Origin of the sequence: Clostridium sp. 29_15, assembly GCF_001916075.1 — a bacterium.
Taxonomy (GTDB): domain Bacteria; phylum Bacillota; class Clostridia; order Clostridiales; family Clostridiaceae; genus Clostridium; species Clostridium lentum.
The window spans coordinates 49,286-61,149 of sequence record NZ_MNRT01000015.1 but is presented as its reverse complement, the minus strand read 5'-3'; the positions used below and the strand labels follow the sequence as shown (position 1 = coordinate 61,149).

Here is an 11,864-nt window from a genome sequence, read left to right as displayed (position 1 = left end):
GGATATGAAAAAGAAAACAATTTTATCTTTAATACTATGTGCAGCAATGATGATTACATGTACGTGTGGTAATTCAAAGGATAAAGAGAGATTTACTCCAGAAGTAAATGAGACAACTGGAGGTGAAGTTATAAAAAATACTCAGCCTGAGGAAAGCACTGAACTTGTATTAGATGAAGAAATGAGTGAGAAAGTAAAAAATTATATCTTTAATGAGCAAAGTGGTTCAGAAGCAACTAAGATTAAATGGAGTTCTACATTTTTAAATGCTGTTGATATAGATAGTTTATATAAACAGTTTGTGGCCAATGGAGGTGAAGTTGAAGATGTAAGTGGGGTTGCAGCATATATAACAGCTAATGCACCTATAGCAGATAATTGGCAGGAAATGTTTGAGAAAGAAATCAATAGTACTTATGGAGAAAAAATAAGTAAAGTAGAATATTTAGAAGGTGACTTGTACACTGCATATGTTATAAAGGATGGAAAAGAAGTACCTTATGTTACAGTAAATGCAAGAACAGGGTATTTTCATGGATAAATAAGAAGCAGCAGTAGAAATACTGCTGTCTTTTATATGGTTTATAACAGAACATAATTTATAATATATAATAAGGTTAAATGATAAAGGATGTGATATGGAGATGGGTTCAAATAAATGTACTTTAAGAAAAGAAATTAAAAATGAAATAGCAAAATACATAGACAATGAATTTATGAATGAAACCATGAAGGAAATTGTTAATTACATAAATACTACTAGTAAAGTTCTAATTGATGATTCTAATTGATAAAATATGATATAATAAATAAAAACTGTAACGAAGAGGTAAATATATGAGTAAAATATTAGTTTTAGCTGAAAAACCTTCAGTAGGAAGAGATTTAGCAAGAGTTTTAAAATGTAATCAAAATAAAGGTTCATATATAGAAGGAAACAAGTATATAATTACTTGGGCAATGGGACACTTAGTTGGACTTATGGATCCAGAAGGGTATGATAATAAATATAAAGAATGGAAGATGGAAACACTGCCAATGCTACCAAAGCATATGAAGCTTACCGTACTTAAAAAAACTGCTAAGCAGTATAATGAAGTTAAAAAGCTTATGAATAGAAGCGATGTTAGTGAAATAGTTATTGCCACAGATGCAGGAAGAGAAGGAGAGCTTGTAGCTAGATGGATTATTAAAAAGGCAGCAGTTAATAAGCCACTTAAAAGATTATGGATTTCATCACAAACTGACAAAGCTATCTTAGATGGTTTTAAAAACTTAAGGCCTGGTAGAGACTATGACAATCTATATAAAGCAGCTGTTTGTAGAGCAGAGGCAGATTGGTTAGTAGGTTTAAATGTGACTAGGGCTTTAACTTGTAAGCATAATGCTCAATTATCAGCAGGTAGAGTTCAATCTCCAACACTTGCCATGATAGTAAATAGAGAAGAGGAAATTAGAAGTTTTAAGCCTAAAACATATTATACTTTAGGGGCTAATGCCAATGGATATAAATTATCATGGGTTAATAAGGATAATAACTCAAGAATATTTGATGAAGAATTTGCCAAGAAAATTGAAAGTAAGCTAAGAAGTGCTGAAGGGAAAATTGTAAATATAGCAGAAGCTAATAAAAAGAAATACGCGCCAGCTTTATATGATTTAACTGAGCTACAAAGAGATGCTAATAAGATTTGGGGATACTCAGCAAAGCAAACCTTAAGCATAATGCAAAGGCTTTATGAAAATTACAAGATATTAACTTATCCAAGAACTGATTCAAGATATATTACTACTGATATAGTTGCAACCATTCCAGATAGATTAAAGGCTATTGCCATTGGAGAATATAGAGCAACAGCTGATACACTACTTAAAACTAAGATAAATGGTCATAAGGGATTTGTAGATAATTCTAAGGTAAGCGATCACCATGCAATTATTCCTACAGAACAAAAACCTAATTTAGCACTACTTTCTTCAGAAGAAAGAAAAATCTATGATTTAGTAGTTAAGAGATTCTTAAGTGTAATGCTGCCACCATTTGAATATGTGCAAACTACCATTGAAGCTAATGTATCAGGTGAAAAGCTAATAGCTAAAGGTAAAGTTGTTAAATCAAAGGGATGGAAAAAGCTATATGATCATTTAGAGGAGGATAATAGCGAAGAGGATATTAAAGAACAGGTACTTCCACAAGTTAATAAAGGTGATAAAGTTAATTTAACTAAGGTAGAATTAAAGACTGGGCAAACTAAACCGCCGGCAAGATTTACGGAGGCTACACTTTTATCAGCTATGGAAAATCCTCATAAATATATAAATGTAGGAAAAGAGGCAGCTAAGACATTAGGTGAAACAGGTGGACTAGGAACAGTTGCCACAAGAGCTGATATTATTGAAAAGTTATTTAACTCTTTTGTTATAGAAAAGAAAGGTAAAGATATAATACCAACATCAAAAGGAAAACAACTTATAGAGCTTGTACCAGCAGATTTAAAATCACCACTTTTAACAGCTAAATGGGAAAAACAGCTTGATGAAATAGCTAAAGGTAAGAGAAATGATCATGGATTTATTAAAGATATGAAAAATTACTCTGTAGCTTTAGTTGAAGATGTAAAATCAACAAATTCTAAGTTTGTTCACGACAATAAGACTGGTAAAAAATGTCCTAACTGTGGAAAATACCTTTTAGAAGTTAAGGGTAAAAACGGTACAATGAACGTTTGCCAAGATCGAGAATGTGGTTATAGAGAAAGTGTATCTAGAACTACTAATGCAAGATGTCCTGAATGTAAGAAAAAATTAGAAATTAGAGGACAAGGTGAAGGAAAAATATACGTTTGTACGGGAGTTAATTGTAACTTTAGAGAAAAAGCTTCTTCTTTTGAAAAGAGATTTGATAAAAAAGGAAAAGTAGATAAAAGAGAGACTCAAAGAATCATGGCAAAAATGAAAAAAGAAGCAGAAAAGGAAGCAATGGAGGATAATCCATTTGCAGCTTTACTTGGAAATATGAAATTTGATAACAAGTAACAAAAATAAATTATTATATATATATTTATTAACTGAAATCGCTAATAGAAATAAATATAATTATAATCTAATAACAAATAAGTCATATCAAAATTTATTTTGATATGACTTATTTGTTTTATTGTTCTTTTTCCACAATTACAGGAATTATCATAGGTTTTCTTTTAGTTTTTGTATATAGGAATTGTCCAAGTGAATTTTTAATCTTAGATTTAATTGAATACCAATCTACAATATCATTAGCTAGACAGTTTTCTACTTCACGTTCTATTAACGTAGTAGCTTCACTCAATAAATCATTAGAGTCTTTTACATAGACAAATCCTCTGGAAATTATGTCAGGTCCTGAAATGATTTCTTTTGATTCCTTATCTATTGCTAGAACAGCAGTAAGGATACCATCTTGAGATAAGACTTTTCTATCTCTTAATACGATATTTCCTACATCTCCAACACCACTGCCATCAACATAAACAGTTCCAGTATGAATAGATTTTGCTTTTACAGCTTTTTTACCTGTAAGTTCAAGAACATCACCATTATCTAAGAGGAAAATATTTTTTTCGTCCATACCTAAAGATTTTGCCAATTCAGCATGTTCTTTAAGATGTCTATATTCACCGTGTACAGGAACAAAATATTTTGGTTTTATCAGAGAATGAATAAGTTTTAATTCTTCTCTACATGCATGACCAGATACATGGACTTCTTCCATGGCATCATAGATAACTTCTGCACCTTTGCTTATTAATATATCAATAAGTTTTGTAATAAGTTTTTTATTTCCAGGAATAGGAGAAGCAGAAATAATTATATAATCTCCTTCTTTTAAACCTATATTTTTATGGCTACCTGATGCTATTCTTGATAAGGCAGACATTGGTTCTCCTTGGCTTCCTGTAGTGATAATAGTAACCTTGTTATCAGGATACTTATGTATATCATCAAGTTTTATAATAGTATTTTTAGGAACTTTTAAGTATCCTAAATCCATGGCAATTTGTGAAATCTTCTCCATACTTCTACCACTAAATGCAACTTTTCTTCCGTATGTTATAGAAGAATTAATTACCTGTTGAACTCTATGTACGTTAGATGAGAAAGTAGCAACTATTACTCTTCCTTTAGCATTTCTAAATAATCTTGTAAGATTTTGTCCAATTATAGTTTCAGATATAGTAAAGCCTTCTCTTGTAGCATTTGTACTATCAGCCATTAATAAAAGAACTCGTCTCTTACCTATTTCAGATATACGTTGTAAGTCGATAACTTCTCCATCTACAGGTGTATAATCTATTTTGAAATCACCAGTATGGAAGATTACGCCTTGAGGAGTTGTTATTGCTAGTGAACATGAATCAGCTATACTGTGACATGTTCTGATGAATTCACAGGCAAAGTGCTCTGTCTTTATAGGTTCCTTTAAGGTAATTTCGTTTAATGAGCAGCTTGATACCATATTAAATTCAATTAGCTTGCTTTCGATAAGGCTTAAAGTGAATTTACTTGCATAAACTGGAACATTAATTTCCTTTAATATATATGGAAGAGCACCTATATGGTCTTCATGACCATGTGTTATAAAGATACCTTTAACCTTTTCTCTATTTTCTAAAAGATAAGATATATCTGGAATTACTAAGTCTATTCCGTACATCTCATTGTCCGGGAAAGAAAGACCGCAATCAATTACAATTATTTCATCTTCATATTCAATTGCAGTGATATTTTTCCCGATTTCGCATAATCCGCCTAACGGAATTAATTTTACTTTGCTTTTTTTAGTTCTCATATAATCTCCAATTCTTAACGCAATTTATAATAATTATTATTAAAATTTATAATTTTTCCATATTATAATTAGTAGTTTAATTATATATAATGGTTTCTAATTAATCAATAAAATTTTATTAACTTAAAATAATATCAACTTAATTATATTCTTTTTTTTATTCTATGGAAAAAATTTTTGATAAATGAGGTTGATTGTAAGTATAACATAAAATTAACTATGAAATAAATAAATTTTAATATATAATAGTCATAATTACTTTTATGAAGGTAATCATTGTTTAGGTTTTACAATATACTGATAAGGAGAAATAAGGATGAAGAAAATAATTATGGTTATTATTGTTATATTAGCATTACTTTGTGCTTTAATTTTAGGAATAGGTGGCAACTATTTATATAATCTTGCTGTGAACCCTAGTGTTTCGAAAGATATGGTTTTTAATTCATCAAAAAATGATGTGGCACAAGAAGAAACTAGTGGTGATGTTACTGAAGAAACAAAAAATTGGCTGGAGGATGAGAGTGGATATAGTGATGTATATATCACGTCAGATGATGGACTAAAGCTTCATAATTATAAGATTATTAATAAATATACCAGTAATAAGTGGGTTATACCAGTACACGGATATACATCTAATGGAGTTGGTATGGCTTTTTATGCAGAGAAATTTTATAATATGGGATATAATGTAATGATTCCAGACTTAAGAGGACATGGAGAAAGTGAAGGAGATTATATAGGTATGGGGTGGGATGATAGAAATGATATCATGAATCTTATAGATTATATAATTGCTGAAGATAGCAAAGCAGAAATAGTACTGTTTGGTGTTTCAATGGGAGCAGCAACAGTGATGATGGTTTCAGGAGAAGAGCTTCCTTCAAATGTAAAAGCGGTTGTAGAAGATTGTGGATATACGTCAGCTTGGGATCAATTTGCCTATCAGTTAAAAGTATTGTTTAATTTACCAGAATTTCCAATGATGAATATTGCAAATATTATATGTAAGATAAGAGCAGGGTATTTTATTAGCGATGCTTCAGCAATTAAGCAAGTAAAGAAATCAGTGACTCCAACACTATTTATTCATGGAGATAGTGATAGCTTTGTACCTTTTGAAATGCAGGAAGAATTATATGAGGCGTGTAATGCTGAAAAGGAAAAGGTTGTAATAGAAGGTGCAGCACATGCAAAAGCTTCTTCTACTAATCCAGAATTGTATTGGACAAGTATAGTTGATTTCTTAGAAAAATATGTAGAATAGTTAAAGTTAAGTTGTTATAATTAAGGTGTAAAAATAATTGTGTATACTTTTATGAAAAAATTATTTTTATAATAAAAAAATTATAATATACATTGACATTAATAAAATAAAGATATATTATATTAGTATAATATAAATGAATAAAATTTTAGAAGACAACGGCGTTTTCAAATGTTTAGGTATCTTGTTTTGAGATAGATATCTAAAATATTTGAGGACGCCTTTTTTGTTTGATGGAGGTCTGTAATGAGTAGATTAAATGAAATATTTGGTTCAAATGTATTTAATGATTCTGTAATGAAGGAATGTTTACCAAAGGCTACTTATAAAGCGCTAAAAAAGACTATTGAAGAAGGCAAAGAATTAGAGCTATCAGTGGCAGAGGTTGTAGCTTCAGCAATGAAAGATTGGGCAATTGAAAAGGGAGCAACACACTTTACTCATTGGTTTCAACCAATGACTGGAATTACAGCAGAAAAGCATGATGCATTTATTAATCCAACAGGTAATGGAGAAGTTATTTTAGAGTTTTCAGGTAAAGAACTGATTAAAGGTGAGCCTGATGCATCTTCATTTCCTTCTGGTGGTTTGAGAGCTACATTTGAAGCAAGGGGATATACTGCATGGGATTGTACATCTCCTGCTTTTGTAAAAGATGATACACTTTGTATTCCAACAGCTTTCTGTTCTTATAACGGTGAAGCATTAGATAAGAAAACTCCGCTTTTAAGGTCTATGGAAGCTATTTCAAAGCAAGCGGTAAGAGTACTTAGAGCGTTAGGCAATACAAACACCAAAAGAGTTATTACTACAGTGGGACCAGAACAAGAGTATTTCTTAATAGATAAAAAATTATATGATCAAAGAAAAGATTTAATTTTAACCGGGAGAACTTTATTTGGTGCTAAAGCTCCAAAGGGTCAAGAACTAGAAGATCATTATTTTGGAACTATTAAAGAAAGAGTTTCAAACTATATGAAAGAAGTTGATGAAGAACTTTGGAAGCTTGGGATATATGCTAAGACTAAGCATAATGAGGTTGCACCAGCACAACATGAATTGGCTCCTGTATTTACTACTACTAATATAGCAACAGATCATAACCAACTTACAATGGAAGTAATGAAGAAGGTAGCATTAAGACATGGTTTTGTATGTCTTTTACATGAAAAACCTTTTGCAGGGGTTAATGGTTCAGGAAAGCATAATAACTGGTCTATGGCTACAGATGATGGAATAAATCTTTTAGAGCCAGGAAAGTCACCGGAAGCAAATGAACAATTCTTGTTATTTTTAGTGGCTGTAATTAAGGCAGTTGATGAATATGCTCCACTTTTAAGAGCTTCAGCAGCTAATGCAGGTAATGATCATAGACTTGGAGCTAATGAAGCACCACCAGCAATAGTGTCTATGTTCTTAGGGGAGCAACTTACTAATATACTAGAGCAAATTGAAAATGGGGACGAGCTTGCAGTAACAACAAATAAAAAGTTAAGAATTGGGGTAGCAACTTTACCAGTTCTTCCTAAAGATGCAACAGATAGAAATAGGACTTCTCCTTTTGCCTTTACAGGAAATAAATTTGAATTTAGAATGTGCCCATCATCAGGTTCAATAGCTGGTCCAAACTTTATTCTTAATACTATAGTGGCGGAAGTACTTTCAGAATTTGCTGATAGGCTTGAAAGAGCACATGATATAGAATCTGAAGTTAATGACATAATTATTGAAACTGTTAAGAAGCATAAAAGAATTATCTTTAATGGCAATGGATATTCTGAGGACTGGATTGAAGAAGCGGCAAAAAGAGGACTTCCTAATATAACAACAACAGTTGAAGCAATAAAGTCATTGTTAGACAAAAAAAATATTGAAGTATTAGAAAAACACAAGGTGCTTACAAGGGAAGAGGTTCATTCAAGATATGAAATAATTTTAGAAAACTATAGTAAGACAATTAATATTGAAGCATTGACTATGCTTCAAATGATTAAGAGAGAGATATTACCAGCAGTAATAAATTTTGCAGGAAAACTAGCTAAAGGAATTAATGAAATGAAATCTACTGGATTATCACTTAGATTAAATTGTCAAGATGAACTTTTAGAAAAAATATGTATTTTGACAAATAGTGTCGATGAAAAGGTAAAAGTCCTTGAAAATGTTCTTATTAAGGTTGAAGGTATTGAAGAAAGTTATGAACAAGCATATGCTTATAAGTCTGAAGTTGTTGTAGCAATGGATGATTTAAGAGAGGATATTGATGCTCTTGAAACAGTAGTAGGAAAAGAGTATTGGCCTTTACCAACTTATACAGATTTATTATTCAGCATTTAGTTAAAACGTAGATAGAATTTATCTGAAATTTTTATGAATTCCATCATTGGTATAGATATATTTGATATAACTATAGATGATGGAATTTTATATTCTGTAATAAAATTTAAAAAAATTAAAATATTATAGAATAGAATGTCTAAAAATACCATAAGATATTAATGTTGCTTGATATTATAAGATATACATAATATAATGAATAATGATATGAAACCAACAGAGGGGGAAGAACATGAAAACAAAAGGCAGAAGTACAATACTGTTTATACTATCCTTTATTGTTATAATCTTTTTAGCATTTGCAGGTTTTAAAGGTTTTGAAATAGGTGGATGGGAAGTTAAAAATTTTGAAAAAAGTATCACTAAAGGACTAGACTTACAAGGTGGAGTATCTGTCCTAATGGAAATAAAAAATGAAAATGTTAGTGCAGAAGATTTAGAAAAAACTCGTGAATTAATTGACTTAAGAGTTAATAAATTAGGTGTTGCCGAAACTACAGTTATCACAGAAGGAAGCAACAGAATAAGAGTGGAAATTCCAGGAAAATATGATTCTAAACAATTAGTTGACAGTTTATCTGCTACTGGGGAATTAACATTTAAAGATTCAGATGGAAATGTTGTTATAAGCGGTTCAGATATTGAAAGTGCAAGTGTAGTTATGGATAACCAAACTAATAAACCAGTAGTATCATTAAAGCTTAATGCAGAAGGAAAAAATAAATTTGCACAAGCAACAGCTGCAAATATTGGTAAAACAATAAGTATTTATATGGATGATGAATTAATATCAAAACCAAAAGTTCAAAGTGCAATAACAGATGGTGAAGCTATAATATCTGGTAGCTCAAATGTTGAAGAAGCTAAAACATTAGCAAGTTTAATCAATGCTGGAGCATTACCAGTAAGTATAGAAGTGGCATCAATTAGTAATGTTGGAGCTCAATTGGGGGAAGAAGCTTTACCTAATGCTATTAAAGCAGGGGTTATTGGTATAGCAATTATCTTTATATTCATGATTGTATACTATAGAGTTCCAGGAATTATTGCTTCAATGGCATTAACTTTGTATACAACATTAGTGCTTTTAATATTTGCAGAAAATGGTGTTGCACTTACATTACCAGGAATTGCAGCATTCTTGCTTACAGTTGGTATGGCAGTAGACGCTAATGTACTTATATTTGAAAGAATAAGAGAAGAATTAAAGAAGGGATTATCAGTAAAAACAGCAGTTGATAAAGGATTCCATAATGCATTATCTTCAATTTTGGATTCAAATATCACTACTATAATAGCTGGTTTAGTTCTTTACTATATGGGAACTGGAACTGTAAAAGGATTTGCAGTGACATTAATGATTGGTATAGTGGTAAGTATGTTTACAGCGTTAGTTGTAACAAAGACATTAATGAAATTAGGAGTTAACATGGGATTGTTAAAAACTCCAGCTCACTTTAGAGTAAAGAGGGGGTAAGAAAATGATAAAAATTGTAGAAAAGAAGAAAATATGGTTTTCAATATCCCTTACAGTAATATTATTAGGATTAGTTTTATTATTCACTAGAGGGTTAAATTTTGGAATAGATTTTAAAGGAGGAACTAAGCTACAGATAGAGCTTGGGGAAAAGCTTGATACAGCAGCACTGGATGAAATCATAAAAAAATATGATTCATCCGCATCTTGTAAAATTGTTAATAATACTCAGTATGAAATAAAATCAACAGCATTAGATGAAACAACAACTTCGGAACTTTTAAAAGAAATTAAAGAAACTTTTGAACTTGATGATACAGCATTGGTAGAGCAAAATCAAATAGGGGGTGCTGTTGGTAAGGAACTTACTAGAAAATCATTAATTGCAGTTGGAATATCATGTATAGCAATGCTTATTTATATAGCTATAAGATTCCAACTTGCTTTTGGTGTTGCAGCAATCATCGCTTTATTACATGACGTTCTTGTAACACTAACTGTATATTTAGTTTTCGATATAAATGTAAATACTCCATTTATTGCAGCGATGCTTACAATTGTAGGTTATTCAATCAATGATACAATTGTTGTATTTGATAGAATAAGAGAAAACTCAAAAAGTATGAGAAGATCAAACTACACTGAAATAGCTGATAAGAGTATTAATCAAACTTTATCTAGATCAATTAATACATCTTTAACAACATTGGTGATAATTGGTGCTGTAAATGTATTTGTGCCAAGTGTAAGAGAATTTGCTTTCCCATTATTTATTGGTATTGCAGTAGGAGCATATTCATCAATATTTATAGCATCACCATTATGGGTATTAATTAAGGAAAAAAAGAATAAGCATAATGCAGCAAAAGTAACTTAAGGTAATTTACAAAAAGCAGTCGTTCAAATGAATGGCTGCTTTTATTGCGAAAATAGTAGATAAATAGTATATAAGTAAGAAAGTTGGGAAAAAATTATTTTTTTATATAAAACATTTGTAAAGTTCATTAATATACATTATAATATAACTGTTTTCTTAAATATTGTGGAGGAGTTTGTCATGCGTAAGTTTTGGGAAAGTATATATAGTCCAAATTACATAAGTGGATATAATCCCTTTTTACTTAAAGATATGAATAGAGCAATTGAACGAATGGTATCAGCAATAAATACTAGAGAAAAAATTGTTTTATATGGGATACCGAATGTAGATGGATTATGTGCTATTTCATCCCTTATACTGGTTTTGAAATATTTAAATGCAGATATTGAATATGTAGTCCATGATGATTCTTCGGGAAATTCAAAAATCAATTGTCAAGATATAGTGAATAATGTTCATTTTTTAGGTGGAGAGCTACTTATAAATTTAGGAATAGATTTAAATTCAAAAGAAGAAGAAGAATATGTAAAAATCTTGGAATTGATATTATTTCAATTGAGAATAAAAATATAAATACTGATAAAGAATACATATATATAAATCCATGTCAAAAAGGATGTCAATATAGATATAAAAATTTATCTATAAGTGGACTAACATTCAAATTAATGCAGGCTATTGCAATTTATTATAATATAAAAAGTATAAATAAGTATTTAGATTTGATTTTGATTGGAGAAAAATGGGCTAATGTACCATTGAAGGGTGAAAATGGTGTAATATTAAAAGAAGGAAAGAAATTTTTAATAAATACCAATAACTATGGGTTAAGAGCAATAATGGATGCATATGATACTGTTGAAATAGATGATGAATTTATTTGTAAGATAACGGATGTAATTACACCAACAATAAATGTAGTTACAATGATGGATAATGCTCGTATTATAATTGAATTATTAATAACAAATAAAAAGGAACGAGCACAACAAATTACAAAGTATTTAAATAAATCCAGAGAGAATATATAATTATGTATATATAAATATTAGTGATATTGGAGGAAGATTAT

The 11,864-nt window shown here is 30.2% G+C and carries 8 protein-coding genes and 1 pseudogene; 8 read left to right on the top strand and 1 reads right to left on the bottom strand.

Translation table 11 applies throughout. The annotated features are described in order from the left end of the window. Window positions 1-4 precede the first annotated feature (4 nt). From BHW04_RS01625 to BHW04_RS01615, 3 genes are all read left to right on the top strand, one after another. On the top strand, window positions 5-541 hold the full coding sequence (locus BHW04_RS01625; protein WP_022211734.1) for a hypothetical protein: 537 nt from the start codon (window positions 5-7) through the stop codon (window positions 539-541). Between the two features lie 103 nt (window positions 542-644). Further along, window positions 645-791, top strand: a complete 147-nt coding sequence (locus tag BHW04_RS01620) for a hypothetical protein (RefSeq protein WP_302698631.1) — start codon at window positions 645-647, stop codon at window positions 789-791. Between the two features lie 46 nt (window positions 792-837). Further along, on the top strand, window positions 838-3,036 hold the full coding sequence (locus BHW04_RS01615) for a DNA topoisomerase III (RefSeq protein WP_302698629.1): 2,199 nt from the start codon (window positions 838-840) through the stop codon (window positions 3,034-3,036). Between the two features lie 118 nt (window positions 3,037-3,154). Here the strand turns inward: BHW04_RS01615 and BHW04_RS01610 are convergent, their stop codons facing one another. Further along, complete coding sequence (locus BHW04_RS01610; protein ID WP_302698628.1) at window positions 3,155-4,828, bottom strand: ribonuclease J; 1,674 nt, start codon at window positions 4,826-4,828, stop codon at window positions 3,155-3,157. 316 nt (window positions 4,829-5,144) lie between these two features. Here BHW04_RS01610 and BHW04_RS01605 point away from each other — a divergent pair, with 316 nt between their 5' ends. The 5 genes and pseudogenes from BHW04_RS01605 to BHW04_RS01585 all read left to right on the top strand — a co-directional run bounded on the left by BHW04_RS01605 (window position 5,145) and on the right by BHW04_RS01585 (window position 11,823). Then, window positions 5,145-6,098, top strand: a complete 954-nt coding sequence (locus tag BHW04_RS01605; protein WP_302698627.1) for an alpha/beta hydrolase — start codon at window positions 5,145-5,147, stop codon at window positions 6,096-6,098. Between the two features lie 246 nt (window positions 6,099-6,344). Further along, the gene (locus tag BHW04_RS01600; protein ID WP_302698625.1) at window positions 6,345-8,435 is read left to right on the top strand and encodes a glutamine synthetase III family protein; all 2,091 of its coding nucleotides are present in this window, start codon (window positions 6,345-6,347) and stop codon (window positions 8,433-8,435) included. 232 nt (window positions 8,436-8,667) lie between these two features. Continuing rightward, entirely contained in the window at window positions 8,668-9,912 is a 1,245-nt protein-coding gene (gene secD / locus BHW04_RS01595) for a protein translocase subunit SecD (RefSeq protein ID WP_302698623.1), read from the top strand. Between the two features lie 4 nt (window positions 9,913-9,916). Next, entirely contained in the window at window positions 9,917-10,789 is an 873-nt protein-coding gene (secF, locus tag BHW04_RS01590) for a protein translocase subunit SecF (RefSeq protein WP_302652941.1), read from the top strand. 180 nt (window positions 10,790-10,969) lie between these two features. Further along, window positions 10,970-11,823: pseudogene (locus tag BHW04_RS01585) on the top strand (DHH family phosphoesterase). Window positions 11,824-11,864 lie beyond the last annotated feature (41 nt).

Coding starts and splice junctions, on each gene's coding strand:
- BHW04_RS01625 (WP_022211734.1), top strand. CDS start 5: ATGAAAAAGAAAACAATTTTATCTTTAATACTATGTGCAGCAATGATG.
- BHW04_RS01620 (WP_302698631.1), top strand. CDS start 645: ATGGGTTCAAATAAATGTACTTTAAGAAAAGAAATTAAAAATGAAATA.
- BHW04_RS01615 (WP_302698629.1), top strand. CDS start 838: ATGAGTAAAATATTAGTTTTAGCTGAAAAACCTTCAGTAGGAAGAGAT.
- BHW04_RS01610 (WP_302698628.1), bottom strand. CDS start 4,828: ATGAGAACTAAAAAAAGCAAAGTAAAATTAATTCCGTTAGGCGGATTA.
- BHW04_RS01605 (WP_302698627.1), top strand. CDS start 5,145: ATGAAGAAAATAATTATGGTTATTATTGTTATATTAGCATTACTTTGT.
- BHW04_RS01600 (WP_302698625.1), top strand. CDS start 6,345: ATGAGTAGATTAAATGAAATATTTGGTTCAAATGTATTTAATGATTCT.
- secD (WP_302698623.1), top strand. CDS start 8,668: ATGAAAACAAAAGGCAGAAGTACAATACTGTTTATACTATCCTTTATT.
- secF (WP_302652941.1), top strand. CDS start 9,917: ATGATAAAAATTGTAGAAAAGAAGAAAATATGGTTTTCAATATCCCTT.